Raw genomic sequence first — 17,627 nt, forward strand, 5'->3', positions numbered from 1 at the left:
CGCTGTCGTAAAACAATAAGCCTGGAGGCAAACCATGGAGATGTTGTCAGGAGCCGAGATGGTCGTCCAATCGCTTGTCGATCAGGGCGTCAAGCAAGTATTCGGCTATCCCGGAGGCGCAGTCCTCGATATCTATGATGCGTTACATACCCTTGGCGGTATCGATCATGTGCTGGTTCGCCACGAGCAGGCGGCGGTGCATATGGCGGATGGCCTGGCGCGAGCGACCGGGGAGGTCGGTGTGGTGCTGGTGACCTCAGGGCCTGGGGCGACGAACGCCATCACCGGTATCGCGACGGCCTATATGGACTCTATCCCGCTGGTGATCCTCTCCGGGCAAGTGGCGACATCGCTTATCGGCTACGATGCCTTCCAGGAGTGCGACATGGTGGGGATTTCCCGCCCGGTGGTGAAGCACAGTTTCCTGGTGAAGCAGACCGAAGATATTCCCGGCGTGCTGAAGAAAGCCTTCTGGCTGGCGGCCAGCGGTCGCCCCGGGCCGGTGGTGGTCGATCTGCCGAAGGATATACTCAATCCGGCGAAGAAACTGCCGTACGTCTGGCCAGACGCGGTCAGCATGCGCTCGTATAACCCGACGACCAGCGGTCATAAAGGCCAGATCAAACGCGCCCTGCAGACCCTGGTGGCGGCGAGCAAGCCGGTCGTCTACGTCGGCGGCGGGGCGATCAATGCGCATTGCGAACCTCAGCTGCGCGAGCTGGTGGAAAAGCTGAAGCTGCCGGTGGCCTCCTCCCTGATGGGGCTGGGCGCTTTCCCGGCGACGCACTCGCAGGCGCTGGGGATGCTGGGCATGCACGGCACTTATGAAGCCAACAAGACCATGCACCATTCAGACGTGATTTTTGCCGTCGGCGTTCGCTTTGACGATCGGACCACCAATAACCTGGCCAAATACTGTCCGAACGCAACTGTGCTGCATATCGATATCGATCCGACCTCAATCTCGAAAACCGTGCCAGCAGATGTGCCGATCGTCGGCGATGCCCGGCTGGTGCTGGAGCAGATGCTGGAGCTGCTGGAGCAGGAAGAGGCGCAGCAGCCGCTGGACGACATTCGCGACTGGTGGCAGCAGATTGAGCAGTGGCGCGCCCGCCATTGCCTGCGCTACGACGACCAGAGCGACAAGATCAAACCGCAGGCGGTGATAGAAACGATCTGGCGCCTGACTCAGGGCGATGCCTATGTCACTTCCGATGTGGGTCAGCACCAGATGTTCGCCGCCCTCTATTACCCCTTCGACAAGCCGCGGCGCTGGATTAACTCCGGTGGCCTCGGCACCATGGGCTTTGGCCTACCGGCTGCGCTGGGGGTCAAAATGGCTCTGCCGGACGAAATGGTCGTCTGCGTGACCGGTGACGGCAGTATCCAGATGAACATTCAGGAACTCTCTACTGCGCTGCAGTATGAGCTGCCGGTCCTGGTGCTTAACCTTAACAACCGCTATCTGGGGATGGTGAAGCAGTGGCAGGATATGCTCTATTCCGGGCGCCACTCGCAGTCCTATATGGAGTCGCTGCCGGACTTCGTTCGTCTGGCGGAAGCCTACGGCCACGTTGGGATCCGCATCAGCGAGCCGCAGGAGCTGGAGACGAAGCTTGCAGAAGCCCTGGAGCAGGTGCGACAGCGCCGGCTGGTGTTTGTCGATGTCACCGTCGACGGCAGTGAGCATGTGTACCCCATGCAGATCCGCGGCGGCGGCATGGATGAAATGTGGTTGAGCAAAACGGAGAGGACCTGATTATGCGCCGGATATTATCGGTATTACTGGAAAACGAATCGGGCGCATTGTCCCGCGTTATCGGCCTCTTTTCCCAGCGCGGCTATAATATAGAAAGCCTGACTGTCGCCCCGACGGACGATCCGACCCTCTCCAGGATGACCATCCAGACCGTGGGCGATGAAAAAGCGATCGAGCAGATTGAAAAGCAGCTGCACAAGCTGGTGGATGTCCTGCGGGTCAGCGAGCTGGGGCAGGGGGCTCATGTCGAACGCGAAATCATGCTGGTGAAGGTCCAGGCCAGCGGTTACGGCCGTGAAGAAGTGAAGCGCAACACCGAAATCTTTCGTGGACAGATTATCGACGTGACGCCTTCTATCTATACCGTTCAACTCGCCGGCACCAGCGATAAGCTCGACGCTTTCCTGGCCTCCCTGCGCGATGTCGCTCGGATCGTGGAAGTGGCTCGCTCCGGCGTGGTCGGCCTGTCTCGCGGTGATAAAATCATGCGCTGAGGATCGGGAACTGATGCAAAAATAGCCCGGCAGCGACTGTCGGGCTTTTTTTTTTGCGAAATCAGTAGGAACTGTAAGCGAAAGCGGTTGCTGCGCTAACTATTCTGCGCTTAGATGTTATAAAAAGGGTTCCATACCTGAATAATGGTTATGTTTGGCACTTCTTACCCAAGGGGCAATTGTGAAACTGGATGAAATCGCCCGGCTGGCCGGTGTTTCAAGAACCACCGCGAGCTATGTGATTAATGGCAAAGCGAAGCAGTACCGCGTAAGCGACAAAACGGTCGAAAAAGTGATGGCTGTCGTGCGAGAGCACAACTATCACCCGAATGCGGTCGCTGCTGGCCTGCGTGCAGGACGCACACGCTCTATCGGTCTGGTGATCCCGGATCTGGAGAACACCAGCTATACCCGCATTGCAAATTATCTGGAGCGGCAGGCGCGCCAGCGCGGTTATCAGTTGCTGATTGCCTGCTCGGAGGATCAGCCCGATAACGAAATGCGCTGTATCGAGCATCTCCTACAGCGCCAGGTGGACGCCATCATTGTTTCCACCTCGCTGCCGCCGGAGCACCCTTTCTATCAGCGCTGGGCTAACGATCCGTTTCCGATTGTCGCCCTCGACCGCGCCCTTGACCGCGAGCACTTCACCAGCGTCGTCGGCGCTGACCAGGATGATGCCGAGATGCTCGCCGCCGAGTTGCGGACTTTTCCCGGCGAAACGGTGCTTTATCTGGGCGCGCTGCCGGAACTGTCGGTGAGCTTCCTGCGCGAGCAAGGCTTCCGTAAAGCCTGGCAGGACGATCCGCGTGAGGTGCATTATCTCTATGCCAACAGCTACGAGCGAGAAGCGGCGGCCCAGCTGTTTGAGAAATGGCTTGAAACCCATCCGATGCCGCAGGCGCTGTTCACCACCTCTTTCCCGTTGCTGCAGGGCGTCATGGATGTGACGCTGCGCCGTGAGGGTAAACTGCCTTCCGAGCTGGCGATCGCCACCTTCGGCGATAATGAGCTGCTCGATTTCCTGCAGTGTCCGGTACTGGCCGTGGCCCAGCGCCATCGCGATGTCGCTGAGCGGGTGCTCGAGATCGTCCTCGCCAGCCTCGATGAACCGCGCAAGCCGAAGCCGGGCCTCAGCCGTATTCGTCGTAATCTTTATCGCCGCGGCAGCCTGAATCGCCGTTAAGGGCGCAATATCGTCAGCACCCAGGATTAATCCTGGCAGGCCTGCCAGAGAGCAGGCCGTTGGCGATAAATCAGGCAACTGACGTCCAGAATGCAAAACTGAATATATTTCAGACAAATCCCTAAACTTCTTTACGCGTTATTTTGTTTTATTCGCTGGCAATCGTTTTGTGACTCAAAACGGGACACAAAAAATGATTGTGCCGGCTTTAATTGTATTATTTTGTTACATTCACCAGGTTAATTGCTGAATTAACACCCATTTTGTTAGCCCCAACCTTTCTCTCCTGCCTTATCCCGCGCCTGGTCAGCCCTTCAGCCAGCAACAGGTACTGTTAACGGCCGGCATAATGGCCTAAAATGCCGCTCGCGTCGCAAACTGACACTTTATATTTTCCCGCCGAAGATATTTTGATGTTTATAACTGTTACGAGTTTGTTGGTTATTTTCTTACACGTATTCATAACGTTAATTTGCCTCGCCTGTTGATGATTTTTTCATCAGGGCTAATGTCGGCTGTAAATAATGGGTTTTTGAGCTCCGTTGGCATTCGTGCTGGCTTGACAAGCTTTTCCTCCGCTCCGTAAACTCCTTGTGGTGGGAATTTGTGGGATAAAGTGGCGAAAAGGGGTGAGGCTGGCATGTTCCGTGGAGCAACGTTAGTCAATCTCGACAGCAAAGGCCGCCTGGCCGTGCCAACGCGCTATCGCGATGGGCTGATCGAGGACGCTGCCGGTCAATTGGTATGCACCATTGACATTCATCACCCGTGCCTGCTGCTTTATCCATTGCCTGAATGGGAAGTCATCGAGCAGAAATTGTCGCGTTTATCGAGCATGAATCCCGTTGAGCGGCGCGTACAGCGTTTGCTTCTGGGTCATGCCAGCGAATGTCAGATGGATAATGCCGGTCGCTTGCTGATAGCGCCGGTGTTACGGCAGCATGCCGGGCTGACAAAAGAAGTGATGCTGGTCGGGCAGTTTAATAAATTTGAACTGTGGGACGAAACGACCTGGTATCAACGGGTCAAGGAAGATATCGACGCTGAGCAGTCCGCGACCGGTGAACTGTCGGAGCGCCTGCAGGATTTGTCTTTATAAAAATGATGGAAAATTTTAAACACACTACGGTACTTCTGGATGAAGCCGTCAACGGCCTCAATATTCGTCCAGACGGTATCTATATTGATGGTACCTTTGGTCGCGGCGGTCACTCGCGCCTGATCCTCTCCCAACTGGGAGCGGAAGGACGCTTGCTGGCAATCGATCGCGATCCTCAGGCGATTGCCGTCGCGCAAACCATCGATGATCCCCGCTTTTCCATCGTACATGGTCCATTTTCACAGCTTGCTGAGTACGTCGGCGAGCGCAATCTTACCGGTAAGATCGACGGCATTCTGCTCGATCTTGGCGTCTCTTCCCCGCAGCTTGACGATGCGGAACGCGGCTTTTCCTTTATGCGCGACGGGCCGCTGGATATGCGCATGGATCCGACGCGCGGTCAGTCCGCGGCCGAATGGCTGCAGACCGCTGAAGAAGCGGATATCGCCTGGGTGATTAAAACCTTCGGCGAAGAGCGTTTCGGTAAACGGATCGCCCGCGCGATCGTCGAACGTAATCGCATTGCACCGATGACCCGCACCAAAGAGCTGGCGGAGGTCATCGCCGCGGCGATGCCGGTAAAAGATAAGCACAAACATCCCGCGACCCGTACCTTCCAGGCGGTGCGCATTTGGGTAAACAGTGAACTGGAGGAGATAGAGCAGGCGCTAAAAAGCTCGCTCAGCGTGCTGGCCCCGGGCGGGCGGCTGTCGATCATTAGTTTTCATTCGCTGGAAGATCGCATTGTAAAGCGCTTTATGCGTGAGCAAAGCCGCGGTCCGCAGGTTCCGGCGGGAATACCGATGACCGAATCGCAGCTCAAAAAACTGGGCGGCCGTGAGTTACGAGCACTAGGTAAGTTGATGCCGGGCGAAGAAGAGGTGGCAGAGAATCCACGTGCCCGTAGTTCAGTGCTGCGTATCGCAGAGAGGACGAACGCATGATCGGCAGAGTGACAGAGGCCTTAAGCAAAGTTAAAGGGTCGATTGGAAGCAACGAGCGCCATGCTTTGCCTGGCGTGATCGGGGACGACCTTCTGCGGTTTGGGAAACTGCCACTCTGCCTGTTCATTTGCATCATTATTACGGCGATTACCGTGGTCACCACCGCGCACCACACGCGCCTGTTGACCGCGCAGCGTGAACAACTGGTTCTGGAACGCGACGCCCTGGACATTGAGTGGCGCAACCTGATCCTCGAAGAGAACGCGCTCGGCGATCACAGTCGGGTTGAACGGATCGCGACCGAGAAGTTGCAGATGCAACACGTCGATCCATCACAAGAAAATATCGTTGTACAGAAATAAGGATTATTGCGACGGATGAAAGCAGCGCCAAAAACGCCAAAAGCAAAACGTCAGGAAGAACAGGCCAACTTTATCAGTTGGCGTTTTGCGTTGCTGTGCGGCTGCATTCTGCTGGCGCTGACTTTCCTGCTGGGGCGCGTTGCCTGGCTACAGGTGGTCAGCCCGGATATGCTGGTGCGTCAGGGCGATATGCGTTCCCTGCGCGTACAGGAAGTGTCCACCGCGCGCGGGATGATTACCGACCGCTCCGGACGTCCACTGGCGGTCAGCGTGCCGGTGAAAGCTATCTGGGCCGATCCGAAAGAACTCCATGATGCCGGCGGGGTAACCCTGGATACGCGCTGGAAGGCGCTGGCGGATGCCCTCAATATGCCGCTGGATCAGCTGGCGACGCGCATCAATACCAATCCGCGGATGCGTTTCATCTATCTGGCGCGTCAGGTTAACCCTGACATGGCCGACTACATCAAAAAACTGAAGCTGCCGGGCATTCATCTGCGTGAAGAATCCCGTCGTTACTACCCTTCCGGGGAAGTGACCGCTCACCTCATCGGTTTTACCAACGTCGACAGCCAGGGGATTGAAGGGGTCGAAAAAAGCTTTGATAAATGGCTCACCGGCCAGCCGGGCGAGCGTATCGTGCGTAAAGACCGCTATGGCCGGGTAATTGAAGACATCTCTTCCACCGACAGCCAGGCGGCGCACAACCTGGCGCTGAGCATCGATGAGCGTCTGCAGGCGCTGGTCTATCGTGAGCTGAACAACGCCGTGGCCTTTAACAAAGCCGAGTCCGGCAGCGCGGTGTTAGTGGACGTGAACACCGGCGAAGTGCTGGCGATGGCCAACAGCCCGTCCTACAACCCAAACAACTTCGCCGGCACGGCGAAAGACACCATGCGTAACCGCGCCATCACCGACGTCTTCGAACCGGGTTCGACGGTGAAGCCGATGGTGGTGATGACGGCGCTGCAGCGCGGTATCGTCAACGAAAATACCGTACTCAATACCGTGCCTTATCGAATTAACGGCCACGAAATTAAAGACGTGGCGCGCTACAGCGAATTGACCCTGACCGGGGTGCTACAGAAGTCGAGTAACGTCGGTGTTTCTAAGCTGGCGTTAGCGATGCCGTCCTCAGCGTTAGTAGATACTTACTCACGTTTTGGGCTTGGAAAGGCGACCAATTTGGGGTTGGTCGGAGAACGCAGTGGCTTATATCCTCAAAAACAACGGTGGTCTGACATAGAGAGGGCCACCTTTTCTTTCGGCTACGGGCTAATGGTAACCCCGTTACAGTTAGCGCGAGTCTACGCAACGATTGGCAGCTACGGCATCTATCGCCCGCTGTCGATTACCAAAGTTGATCCACCGGTTCCGGGCGAGCGTGTCTTCCCGGAATCACTCGTTCGTACCGTCGTTCATATGATGGAAAGCGTGGCGCTGCCCGGCGGCGGCGGCGTGAAAGCGGCGATCAAAGGTTATCGCATCGCGATTAAAACCGGTACGGCGAAAAAAGTGGGGCCGGATGGCCGCTATATCAACAAATATATTGCTTACACCGCAGGCGTTGCGCCCGCCAGCCATCCGCGCTTTGCGCTGGTGGTGGTGATCAACGACCCGCAGGCAGGTAAATACTACGGTGGCGCCGTTTCCGCGCCGGTGTTCGGTGCCATCATGGGCGGCGTATTGCGCACCATGAACATCGAACCGGATGCGCTGGCAACGGGCGAAAAAAGTGAATTTGTAATTAATCAAGGCGAGGGAACAGGTGGCAGATCGTAATTTGCGCGACCTTCTCGCTCCATGGGTGCCAAACGCACCGGAGCGCATTCTGCGAGAGATGACGCTGGACAGCCGGGTGGCGGCTTCCGGCGATCTCTTTATCGCGGTACAGGGTCATCAGGCGGACGGGCGTCGTTATATCCCGCAGGCGATAGCGCAAGGTGTGGCTGCCATTATTGCTGAAGCGCAGGGCGAAGCGAAAGACGGTGAGATCCGTGAAATGCACGGCGTGCCGGTTATCTACCTGAGCCAGCTTAACGAACGTTTATCGGCGCTGGCCGGGCGTTTTTATCATCAGCCGTCGCAGCAGCTGCGTCTGGTGGGCGTGACCGGTACCAACGGCAAAACCACCACCACCCAGCTTCTGGCGCAATGGGCGAAACTGCTCGGCGAAACCAGCGCGGTGATGGGGACCGTCGGCAACGGGCTGCTGGATAAAGTGGTGCCGAGCGAAAACACCACCGGCTCTGCGGTCGATGTTCAGCACGTGCTTTCCGGCCTGGTCGAGCAGGGGGCAACCTTCGGCGCGATGGAAGTCTCTTCCCACGGGCTGGTGCAGCACCGCGTGGCGGCCGTGCAGTTTGCCGCCTCGGTATTTACCAACCTGAGCCGCGACCACCTCGACTACCATGGCGATATGGCGCACTACGAAGCGGCGAAATGGCTGCTGTACTCCACCCACCATTGCGGCCAGGCCATCGTCAACGCTGACGATGAAGTCGGTCGTCGCTGGCTGGCGAAGCTACCGGACGCGGTGGCGGTGTCGATGGAAGATCATATCAATCCGAACTGCCACGGCCGCTGGCTGAAGGCCACCGCGGTCAACTATCACGACAGCGGCGCCACCATCCAGTTTGACTCCAGCTGGGGCAACGGTGAAATCGAAAGTCGCCTGATGGGCGCCTTTAACGTCAGCAACCTGCTGCTGGCGCTGGCCACGCTGCTGGCGCTGGGCTATCCGCTGGCCGATCTGCTGAAAACGGCGGCTCGTTTACAGCCGGTATGCGGCCGTATGGAAGTGTTCAGCGCGCCCGGTAAACCGGCCGTGGTGGTGGATTATGCCCATACGCCTGACGCGCTGGAAAAAGCGCTGCAGGCCGCGCGCCTGCACTGCAGCGGCAAGCTGTGGTGCGTCTTCGGCTGCGGCGGAGACCGCGACAAAGGCAAGCGTCCGCTGATGGGCGCGATTGCTGAAGAGTTCGCCGATATCGTGGTCGTCACTGACGACAACCCGCGTACCGAAGAGCCGCGGGCGATTATCAACGATATTCTGGCCGGCATGCTCGATGCAGGTCATGCAAAAGTGATGGAAGGCCGTGCGGAAGCGGTCACCAACGCCGTGATGCAGGCGCAGGAGAACGACGTGGTGCTGGTGGCGGGTAAAGGCCATGAAGATTACCAGATCGTCGGCAACCGTCGTCTGGATTATTCCGACCGCGTCACCGTCGCGCGTCTGCTGGGAGCGGTAGCATGATTCGCTTTACGTTAAGCCAGCTCGCCGCGATCGCTCATGGCGAACGGCAGGGTAGCGATATCGCTATCGACGAGGTGACCACCGACACCAGTAAAATCACGGCGGGCTGCCTGTTTGTGGCGCTGAAAGGCGAGCGTTTCGACGCCCATGATTTTGCCGAACAGGCGAAAGCGGCAGGCGCCGGCGCGCTGCTGGTGAGCCGTCCGCTACCCTGCGATCTCCCGCAGGTGATCGTGAAAGATACCCGGCAGGCTTTCGGCGAGTTGGCCGCCTGGGTACGTCAGCAGGTGCCGACACGCGTCGTCGCCCTGACCGGCTCGTCCGGTAAAACCTCGGTCAAAGAGATGACCGCGGCGATCCTCAGCCAGTGCGGCAACACGCTGTATACCGCCGGCAACCTGAACAACGATATCGGCGTGCCGATGACCCTGCTGCGTCTGACCAAAGAACATCAGTACGCGGTGATTGAGCTTGGCGCCAACCACCAGGGCGAAATCGCGTGGACCGTCAGCCTGACGCGTCCGGAAGCGGCGCTGGTCAACAACCTTGCCGCCGCGCACCTTGAAGGTTTCGGCTCGCTGGCGGGCGTGGCGAAGGCGAAGGGCGAAATCTATACCGGTCTGCCGGAAAACGGCATCGCCATTCTCAATGCCGACAACAACGACTGGCTGAACTGGCAGGCGGTGATTGGCGATCGCAAAGTGTGGCGCTTCTCGCCGAACGCGGCCAACAGCGATTTCACCGCGACTAACGTGCAGATCACCAGCCACGGCACCGAATTTACGCTGCAGACCCCAACCGGCAACGTTGACGTACTGCTGCCGCTGCCGGGACGCCACAACATCGCTAACGCGCTGGCGGCGACCTCGCTGGCGATGGCGGTAGGCGCCGATCTGGCGGCGGTGAAAGCCGGTCTGGCGCAGCTGCAGGCCGTTCCGGGACGTCTGTTCCCGATCCGCCTGACCGAGAGTCAGCTGCTGCTGGATGACTCCTATAACGCTAACGTCGGTTCGATGACCGCGGCGGTGCAGGTGCTGTCAGAGATGCCCGGCTTCCGGACGATGGTGGTCGGCGATATGGCGGAGCTTGGCGCGGAAAGCGCGGCTTGCCATCGTGAAGTCGGCGAAGCGGCGAAAGCGGCAGGGCTGGATTGTGTTCTCAGCGTCGGCGCCTTGAGCGCGGATATCAGCCGCGCCAGCGGCGTGGGCGAACATTTTAACGATAAAGCTGCCGTGGTGGCTCGCCTGCGCGAGCTGCTGGCGGAGCATAAGATAATGACCATTTTAGTGAAGGGTTCACGTAGTGCCGCCATGGAAGAGGTAGTACGCGCATTACAGGAGACTGGGACATGTTAGTATGGCTGGCCGAACATTTGGTCAAATATTATTCCGGCTTTAACGTCTTTTCGTATTTGACGTTTCGCGCCATCGTCAGCCTGCTGACCGCGCTGTTCATCTCTCTGTGGATGGGCCCGCGCATGATCGCCCGTCTGCAAAAACTCTCCTTCGGCCAGGTGGTTCGTAACGACGGTCCGGAGTCCCACTTCAGCAAACGCGGCACGCCGACCATGGGGGGGATCATGATCCTCACCGCGATCACCGTGTCAGTGCTGCTGTGGGCTTACCCCTCCAACCCGTACGTCTGGTGCGTGCTGACGGTATTAATCGGCTACGGGATCATCGGCTTCGTTGATGACTACCGTAAAGTGGTGCGCAAAGACACCAAAGGCCTGATCGCCCGCTGGAAATATTTCTGGATGTCGGTGATCGCGCTGGGCGTGGCGTTCGCGCTCTATCTGGCCGGGAAAGACACCCCGGCGACCGAGCTGGTGGTGCCGTTCTTTAAAGACGTTATGCCGCAGCTGGGGCTGTTCTATATCCTGCTGGCCTACTTCGTGATCGTCGGCACCGGCAATGCGGTTAACCTGACCGACGGTCTCGACGGCCTGGCGATCATGCCCACCGTCTTCGTCGCGGCGGGTTTTGCGCTGGTGGCGTGGGCGACCGGTAACATGAATTTCGCCAACTACCTGCACATCCCCTATCTGCGCCACGCCGGCGAACTGGTGATCGTCTGTACGGCGATCGTCGGCGCGGGGCTGGGCTTTCTGTGGTTTAACACCTATCCGGCGCAGGTCTTTATGGGCGACGTCGGTTCGCTGGCGCTCGGCGGCGCGCTGGGCATTATCGCCGTGCTGCTGCGTCAGGAATTCCTGCTGGTGATTATGGGCGGCGTTTTCGTGGTGGAGACCCTGTCGGTGATCCTGCAGGTCGGCTCCTTTAAGCTGCGCGGTCAGCGTATCTTCCGCATGGCGCCGATCCACCACCACTATGAACTGAAAGGCTGGCCGGAGCCGCGCGTTATCGTGCGCTTCTGGATTATTTCGCTGATGCTGGTGCTGATTGGCCTGGCGACGCTGAAGGTACGTTAATCATGGCAGATTATCAGGGTAAAAAAGTCGTCATTATTGGGCTGGGCATGACCGGCCTGTCATGCGTGGACTTTTTCATGGCGCGCGGCGTAACCCCGCGCGTGATGGACACCCGCGTCGCGCCTCCCGGGCTGGATAAATTGCCTGAATCGGTCGAATGCCATGTCGGCGGCCTCAATGATACCTGGCTGCTGGCGGCGGATCTGATTGTCGCCAGTCCCGGCATCGCGCTGGCTCATCCTTCGTTGAGCGCGGCGGCGGACGCTGGCGTAGAGATCGTTGGCGATATCGAACTGTTCTGCCGCGAAGCGCAGGCGCCGATCATCGCCATTACCGGCTCGAACGGCAAAAGCACCGTCACCACCCTGGTGGGCGAGATGGCGAAAGCGGCCGGGGTTAACGTCGGCGTGGGCGGCAATATCGGCCTGCCGGCGCTGATGCTGCTGGATACCGATCGTGAGCTGTATGTCCTGGAGCTCTCCAGCTTCCAGCTGGAAACCACCTCCAGCCTGCAGGCGGTGGCGGCAACCATCCTCAACGTGACTGAGGACCATATGGACCGCTACCCGCTGGGGCTGCAGCAGTATCGCGCGGCGAAGCTGCGGATTTACGAGAATGCGAAGACCTGCGTGGTCAACGCGGACGATGCGCTCACCATGCCGGTACGCGGCGCGGACGATCGCTGCATCAGCTTTGGCGTCGATGTCGGTGACTACCACCTTAACCGTCAGCAGGGCGAGACCTGGCTGCGCGTTAAAGGTGAGAAAGTCCTCAATGTAAAAGAGATGTCTATCACGGGTCAGCATAACTACAGCAACGCCCTGGCGGCGCTGGCGCTGGCCGATGCCGCGGGCCTGCCGCGTGCCAGCAGCCTGAAGGCGCTGACCACCTTTACCGGCCTGGCGCATCGCTTCCAGCTGGTGCTGGATCACAACGGCGTGCGCTGGATTAACGACTCGAAGGCAACCAACGTCGGCAGTACCGAGGCGGCGCTGAACGGCCTGCAGCTTGATGGCACGCTGTATCTGCTGCTGGGCGGCGACGGCAAGTCCGCTGATTTCACCCCGCTGAAGCGCTACCTTGGCGGCGATCGTATCCGCCTGTACTGCTTTGGTCGCGACGGTGCCGAGCTCGCCGAGCTGCGTCCTGAGGTGGCGGTACAAACTGAAACCATGGAACAGGCGATGCGTCAGATTGCGCCCCTGGTGAAAGCGGGCGACATGGTTCTCCTGTCGCCGGCCTGCGCCAGCCTGGATCAGTTTAAGAACTTTGAACAACGGGGCGAGATGTTTGCCCGCCTGGCGAAGGAGTTAGGTTGATGCGTTTCTCTCTCCCACGCCTGAGAATGCCGCAACTGAGCTTGCCTCGGTTGAGACTGCCGCGACTGCCGGGGATGTTTATCTTCGCCTGGCTGTTCGCCGCGCTGAAAGGCTGGGTGATGGGCTCGCGCCCAAAAGATAACGACAGTCTGGTGATGTATGACCGGATGCTGCTGTGGCTGACCTTCGGCCTGGCGGCGATCGGCTTTATTATGGTGACCTCGGCGTCAATGCCGGTGGGGCAGCGTCTGGCGAACGATCCTTTCCTCTTCGCCAAGCGTGACGGCCTGTACATTGTGCTGGCCTTTGTCCTCGCGCTGGTGACGCTGCGACTGCCGATGGATTTCTGGCAGCGCCACAGTACCGCGATGCTGATCGCCTCGATCGTCATGCTGCTGATCGTGCTGGTGGTGGGTAGCTCGGTAAACGGTGCATCGCGCTGGATCGCCCTCGGTCCGCTGCGCATTCAGCCGGCGGAGTTCACCAAGCTGTCGCTGTTCTGCTACATCGCCAACTATCTGGTGCGTAAAGCTGATGAAGTGCGCAACAACCTGCGCGGCTTCTTAAAACCGATGGGCGTGATTTTCGTGCTGGCGATCCTGCTGCTGGCGCAGCCTGACCTCGGTACGGTGGTGGTGCTGTTCGTCACCACGCTGGCGATGCTGTTCCTCGCCGGCGCCAAGCTGTGGCAGTTCATCGCCATTATCGGCATGGGCATCTCGGCGGTGGTCCTGTTGATCCTCGCCGAACCGTACCGTATTCGCCGCGTGACCTCCTTCTGGAACCCGTGGGAAGACCCGTTCGGCAGCGGCTACCAGCTGACCCAGTCGCTGATGGCCTTTGGCCGCGGCGAGATGTGGGGGCAGGGACTCGGTAACTCGGTGCAAAAACTGGAGTATTTGCCGGAAGCGCACACTGACTTTATCTTCGCCATCATCGGCGAAGAACTCGGTTATATCGGTGTGGTACTGGCGCTTTTAATGGTATTCTTCGTCGCTTTCCGCGCCATGTCGATTGGCCGAAAAGCGCTGGAGATCGATCATCGCTTCTCCGGCTTCCTCGCCTGTGCGATTGGTATCTGGTTTAGCTTCCAGGCGTTAGTTAACGTCGGGGCGGCGGCGGGGATGCTGCCGACGAAAGGTCTGACGCTGCCGCTGATCAGTTATGGTGGTTCCAGTCTGCTGATTATGTCGACGGCCATCATGTTGTTGTTGCGAATTGATTATGAAACGCGTCTGGAAAAAGCCCAGGCGTTTACACGGGGTGTTCGATGAGCGGTCAGGAAAAGCGGTTGATGGTGATGGCGGGCGGTACCGGCGGGCATGTGTTCCCGGGACTGGCGGTCGCGCACCATCTAATGGACCAGGGCTGGCAGGTTCGCTGGCTGGGTACCGCCGATCGTATGGAAGCGGATTTAGTGCCGAAAAACGGCATCGAGATTGATTTTATCCGTATCTCCGGCCTGCGTGGCAAAGGGATTAAAGCACAGCTGCTGGCGCCGGTGCGGATCTTCAACGCCTGGCGTCAGGCGCGGGCGATCATGAAGCGTTTCCAGCCGGACGTGGTGCTGGGCATGGGCGGCTATGTGTCCGGGCCTGGCGGTCTGGCGGCGTGGTCGCTGGGGATCCCGGTGGTCCTCCACGAGCAAAACGGCATTGCCGGCCTGACCAACAAGTGGCTGGCGAAGATTGCGAAGAAAGTGATGCAGGCGTTTCCAGGCGCCTTTCCGCATGCGGACGTGGTCGGGAATCCGGTGCGCACCGATGTGCTGGCGCTGCCGCTGCCGGGGCAGCGTCTGGTGGGCCGTCAGGGGCCGATTCGCGTACTGGTGGTCGGTGGCTCTCAGGGCGCGCGCGTCCTGAACCAGACCATGCCGCAGGTGGCGGCGAAGCTCGGCGATACGGTGACCATCTGGCATCAGAGTGGTAAAGGCGGCCAGCAAACCGTGCAGCAGGCCTATGCCGCCGCGGGGCAGCCGCAGCATAAAGTGACGGAATTTATTGATGATATGGCCGCGGCGTATGCCTGGGCAGATGTCGTGGTTTGCCGTTCCGGCGCGCTGACGGTTAGCGAAATCGCGGCCGCGGGCTTACCGGCGCTGTTTGTACCGTTCCAGCACAAAGATCGTCAGCAGTACTGGAATGCGCTGCCGCTGGAGAAAGCCGGCGCGGCGAAAATTCTCGAACAGCCGGCATTCACGGTAGAGGCGGTAGCCTCTACTCTGGCGAGCTGGGATCGGGAAACCTTGCTGGATATGGCGGAACGAGCGCGTGGCGCTTCGATTCCGGACGCTACCGAGCGGGTAGCAGAAGAGGTCAGCGCCGTAGCTTTGGCGCGCTAATTGCGGTGATTTTCACCGCCCGAATACAGAAGTTGATGGCGTAAAGAATGAATACACAAGATTTGGCAAAACTGCGTTCCATAGTGCCCGAGATGCGTCGCGTCCGGCACATTCACTTTGTCGGCATCGGCGGTGCCGGTATGGGCGGTATTGCCGAAGTGTTGGCTAATGAAGGTTACCAGATCAGCGGCTCCGACCTGGCGCCGAATCCGGTGACCCAGCAGCTGTCGCAGCTTGGCGCCACCATTTATTTCAACCATCGCCCGGAAAACGTGCGCGATGCCAGCGTTGTGGTCGTTTCCAGCGCGATTTCCGCCGATAACCCGGAAATCGTCGCCGCGCACGAAGCGCGCATCCCGGTGATCCGCCGTGCGGAAATGCTGGCGGAGCTGATGCGCTTCCGTCACGGGATCGCGATTGCCGGAACTCACGGCAAAACCACCACCACCGCGATGGTGTCCAGTATTTACGCCGAAGCCGGGCTGGACCCGACCTTCGTCAACGGCGGGTTGGTGAAAGCGGCGGGCGTGCATGCCCGTCTCGGCCATAGCCGTTACCTGATTGCGGAAGCGGATGAGAGCGATGCGTCGTTCCTGCATCTGCAGCCGATGGTCGCGATTGTGACCAACATCGAAGCCGACCATATGGATACCTACCATGGCGACTTCGAAAATCTGAAGCAGACCTTTATTAATTTCCTGCACAACCTGCCGTTCTACGGACGCGCGGTAATGTGCGTGGACGATCCGGTTATTCGTGAACTGCTGCCGCGCGTCGGCCGGCAGATCACCACCTACGGTTTCAGCGACGACGCCGACGTTCGCGTAGAAGACTACCGTCAGGTTGGGGCGCAGGGGCATTTCCGCCTGGTGCGTCAGGATAAAGAACTGCTGCAGGTGACGCTCAATGCTCCGGGACGCCATAACGCGCTGAACGCGGCGGCGGCGGTTGCCGTGGCGACGGAAGAGGGGATTGACGATCAGGCGATCCTGCGCGCGCTGGAAAGCTTCCAGGGTACCGGCCGTCGCTTCGACTTTCTTGGCGAATATCCGCTGACGGAAGTCAACGGCAAAGCGGGCAGCGCGATGCTGATCGATGACTACGGTCACCACCCGACGGAAGTCGACGCCACTATCAAAGCGGCGCGTGCCGGCTGGCCGGATAAAAATCTGGTGATGGTATTCCAGCCGCACCGTTATACCCGTACTCGCGATCTGTACGATGATTTCGCCAACGTGCTGACCCAGGTCGATGCGCTGCTGATGCTCGATGTCTACCCGGCAGGCGAAGCGCCGATCCCGGGCGCCGACAGCCGCTCGCTGTGCCGTACGATCCGCGGTCGCGGTAAAGTCGACCCGATTCTGGTATCCGACCCGGCGCAGGCCGCGGCGATGCTGGCGTCGGTGCTGACCGGCAACGATTTAGTGCTGGTGCAAGGTGCCGGAAACATTGGAAAAATCGCCCGTCACCTGGCTGAAATCAAACTGATCCCGCAAAAAACGGAGGAGGAGCGCCATGGCTGATAAAATCGCGGTGCTTTTCGGTGGAACCTCCGCTGAACGTGAAGTGTCGCTGAATTCAGGCGCCGCGGTGCTGGCCGGGCTGCGTGAAGCCGGGGTGGATGCCCATCCGGTTGACCCGCGCGATGTCGATATTACCCAGTTGAAAAAGCTGGGCTTTAAGAAAGCGTTTATTGCACTCCACGGCCGCGGCGGGGAAGATGGCACGCTGCAGGGGCTGTTGGATCTGATCCAGCTGCCTTATACCGGCAGCGGCGTGATGGCTTCGGCGATTTCAATGGATAAACTGCGCAGCAAATGGCTGTGGCAGGGGGCCGGATTACCGGTCGCGCCGTGGGTGGCGCTGACCCGCGCCCAGTTTAGCGCCGGATTATCTGCTGATGTCGAACAGCAGATTGCGGCGCTGGGTCTGCCGCTCATCATCAAGCCCAGCCGCGAAGGCTCCAGCGTTGGGATGTCGAAAGTCAGCGAAAGCTGTGATTTAGCGAGTGCACTCGCGCTGGCTTTTCAGCATGATGATGAAGTTTTGGTCGAAAAATGGCTCAGTGGGCCGGAATTTACCGTCGCCATCGTCGGTGAAGAAATTTTACCGTCAATACGTATCCAGGCGGCTGGAACCTTCTATGATTATGAGGCGAAGTATCTCTCTGATGAGACGCAATATTTCTGCCCAGGATTGGAAGATCCAGCGCGTGAGTCAGCCATTCAGAGCCTGGTGCTTAAAGCCTGGAATGTTCTGGGTTGCAAAGGCTGGGGCCGTATTGACGTCATGCTGGACAGCGATGGCCAGTTTTATCTGCTGGAAGCGAATACTTCCCCGGGCATGACCAGCCATAGCCTTGTACCGATGGCGGCGCGTCAGGCAGGAATGAGCTTCTCCCAGCTTGTTGTACGAATTCTGGACCTGGCGGGGTGA

The 17,627-nt window shown here is 59.0% G+C and carries 15 protein-coding genes; all 15 read left to right on the top strand.

What is annotated here, in order from left to right:
• Positions 1-34: 34 nt before the first annotated feature.
• The 15 genes from ilvI to ABLU95_RS15595 all read left to right on the top strand — a co-directional run bounded on the left by ilvI (position 35) and on the right by ABLU95_RS15595 (position 17,627).
• On the top strand, positions 35-1,759 hold the full coding sequence (gene ilvI / locus ABLU95_RS15525; RefSeq protein ID WP_218810370.1) for an acetolactate synthase 3 large subunit: 1,725 nt from the start codon (positions 35-37) through the stop codon (positions 1,757-1,759).
• 2 nt (positions 1,760-1,761) lie between these two features.
• Complete coding sequence (gene ilvN, locus ABLU95_RS15530; protein WP_002888536.1) at positions 1,762-2,253, top strand: acetolactate synthase small subunit; 492 nt, start codon at positions 1,762-1,764, stop codon at positions 2,251-2,253.
• Between the two features lie 181 nt (positions 2,254-2,434).
• Positions 2,435-3,439, top strand: a complete 1,005-nt coding sequence (gene cra / locus ABLU95_RS15535) for a catabolite repressor/activator (protein WP_004145952.1) — start codon at positions 2,435-2,437, stop codon at positions 3,437-3,439.
• A 640-nt stretch (positions 3,440-4,079) separates the two neighbouring features.
• Positions 4,080-4,538 carry a division/cell wall cluster transcriptional repressor MraZ gene (mraZ, locus tag ABLU95_RS15540; RefSeq protein WP_004204327.1) on the top strand — a complete coding sequence of 153 codons (459 nt, stop codon included), beginning with the start codon at positions 4,080-4,082 and terminating at the stop codon, positions 4,536-4,538.
• A gap of 2 nt (positions 4,539-4,540) precedes the next feature.
• Complete coding sequence (rsmH, locus tag ABLU95_RS15545; RefSeq protein WP_004204328.1) at positions 4,541-5,482, top strand: 16S rRNA (cytosine(1402)-N(4))-methyltransferase RsmH; 942 nt, start codon at positions 4,541-4,543, stop codon at positions 5,480-5,482.
• Complete coding sequence (ftsL, locus tag ABLU95_RS15550; RefSeq protein ID WP_002888550.1) at positions 5,479-5,844, top strand: cell division protein FtsL; 366 nt, start codon at positions 5,479-5,481, stop codon at positions 5,842-5,844. The genes rsmH and ftsL overlap by 4 nt, the downstream gene beginning before the upstream one ends.
• A 15-nt stretch (positions 5,845-5,859) precedes the next feature.
• The gene (locus tag ABLU95_RS15555; protein ID WP_023291977.1) at positions 5,860-7,626 is read left to right on the top strand and encodes a peptidoglycan glycosyltransferase FtsI; all 1,767 of its coding nucleotides are present in this window, start codon (positions 5,860-5,862) and stop codon (positions 7,624-7,626) included.
• On the top strand, positions 7,613-9,100 hold the full coding sequence (gene murE / locus ABLU95_RS15560) for a UDP-N-acetylmuramoyl-L-alanyl-D-glutamate--2,6-diaminopimelate ligase (RefSeq protein ID WP_023291978.1): 1,488 nt from the start codon (positions 7,613-7,615) through the stop codon (positions 9,098-9,100). Before ABLU95_RS15555 ends, murE begins: the two co-directional genes overlap by 14 nt.
• Positions 9,097-10,455 (top strand): UDP-N-acetylmuramoyl-tripeptide--D-alanyl-D-alanine ligase, encoded by a 1,359-nt coding sequence (gene murF, locus ABLU95_RS15565; protein WP_348879917.1) that lies wholly within the window; start codon positions 9,097-9,099, stop codon positions 10,453-10,455. Before murE ends, murF begins: the two co-directional genes overlap by 4 nt.
• The gene (mraY, locus tag ABLU95_RS15570; protein WP_004204335.1) at positions 10,449-11,531 is read left to right on the top strand and encodes a phospho-N-acetylmuramoyl-pentapeptide-transferase; all 1,083 of its coding nucleotides are present in this window, start codon (positions 10,449-10,451) and stop codon (positions 11,529-11,531) included. The genes murF and mraY overlap by 7 nt, the downstream gene beginning before the upstream one ends.
• Before the next feature lie 2 nt (positions 11,532-11,533).
• On the top strand, positions 11,534-12,850 hold the full coding sequence (gene murD, locus ABLU95_RS15575; protein WP_023291980.1) for a UDP-N-acetylmuramoyl-L-alanine--D-glutamate ligase: 1,317 nt from the start codon (positions 11,534-11,536) through the stop codon (positions 12,848-12,850).
• The gene (gene ftsW, locus ABLU95_RS15580; protein ID WP_004204337.1) at positions 12,850-14,124 is read left to right on the top strand and encodes a cell division protein FtsW; all 1,275 of its coding nucleotides are present in this window, start codon (positions 12,850-12,852) and stop codon (positions 14,122-14,124) included. The genes murD and ftsW overlap by 1 nt, the downstream gene beginning before the upstream one ends.
• The gene (gene murG / locus ABLU95_RS15585) at positions 14,121-15,191 is read left to right on the top strand and encodes an undecaprenyldiphospho-muramoylpentapeptide beta-N-acetylglucosaminyltransferase (protein WP_032429099.1); all 1,071 of its coding nucleotides are present in this window, start codon (positions 14,121-14,123) and stop codon (positions 15,189-15,191) included. The genes ftsW and murG overlap by 4 nt, the downstream gene beginning before the upstream one ends.
• Before the next feature lie 47 nt (positions 15,192-15,238).
• On the top strand, positions 15,239-16,714 hold the full coding sequence (gene murC, locus ABLU95_RS15590) for a UDP-N-acetylmuramate--L-alanine ligase (RefSeq protein WP_023291982.1): 1,476 nt from the start codon (positions 15,239-15,241) through the stop codon (positions 16,712-16,714).
• Positions 16,707-17,627 (top strand): D-alanine--D-alanine ligase, encoded by a 921-nt coding sequence (locus ABLU95_RS15595; protein ID WP_085551405.1) that lies wholly within the window; start codon positions 16,707-16,709, stop codon positions 17,625-17,627. Before murC ends, ABLU95_RS15595 begins: the two co-directional genes overlap by 8 nt.

The sequence above is a fragment of the Klebsiella sp. GG_Kp146 genome, from assembly GCF_040061975.1.
GTDB classification, from domain to species: Bacteria; Pseudomonadota; Gammaproteobacteria; order Enterobacterales; family Enterobacteriaceae; genus Klebsiella; species Klebsiella quasipneumoniae.

Coding starts and splice junctions, on each gene's coding strand:
- ilvI (WP_218810370.1), top strand. CDS start 35: ATGGAGATGTTGTCAGGAGCCGAGATGGTCGTCCAATCGCTTGTCGAT.
- ilvN (WP_002888536.1), top strand. CDS start 1,762: ATGCGCCGGATATTATCGGTATTACTGGAAAACGAATCGGGCGCATTG.
- mraZ (WP_004204327.1), top strand. CDS start 4,080: ATGTTCCGTGGAGCAACGTTAGTCAATCTCGACAGCAAAGGCCGCCTG.
- rsmH (WP_004204328.1), top strand. CDS start 4,541: ATGATGGAAAATTTTAAACACACTACGGTACTTCTGGATGAAGCCGTC.
- ftsL (WP_002888550.1), top strand. CDS start 5,479: ATGATCGGCAGAGTGACAGAGGCCTTAAGCAAAGTTAAAGGGTCGATT.
- ABLU95_RS15555 (WP_023291977.1), top strand. CDS start 5,860: ATGAAAGCAGCGCCAAAAACGCCAAAAGCAAAACGTCAGGAAGAACAG.
- murF (WP_348879917.1), top strand. CDS start 9,097: ATGATTCGCTTTACGTTAAGCCAGCTCGCCGCGATCGCTCATGGCGAA.
- mraY (WP_004204335.1), top strand. CDS start 10,449: ATGTTAGTATGGCTGGCCGAACATTTGGTCAAATATTATTCCGGCTTT.
- murD (WP_023291980.1), top strand. CDS start 11,534: ATGGCAGATTATCAGGGTAAAAAAGTCGTCATTATTGGGCTGGGCATG.
- ftsW (WP_004204337.1), top strand. CDS start 12,850: ATGCGTTTCTCTCTCCCACGCCTGAGAATGCCGCAACTGAGCTTGCCT.
- murG (WP_032429099.1), top strand. CDS start 14,121: ATGAGCGGTCAGGAAAAGCGGTTGATGGTGATGGCGGGCGGTACCGGC.
- murC (WP_023291982.1), top strand. CDS start 15,239: ATGAATACACAAGATTTGGCAAAACTGCGTTCCATAGTGCCCGAGATG.
- ABLU95_RS15595 (WP_085551405.1), top strand. CDS start 16,707: ATGGCTGATAAAATCGCGGTGCTTTTCGGTGGAACCTCCGCTGAACGT.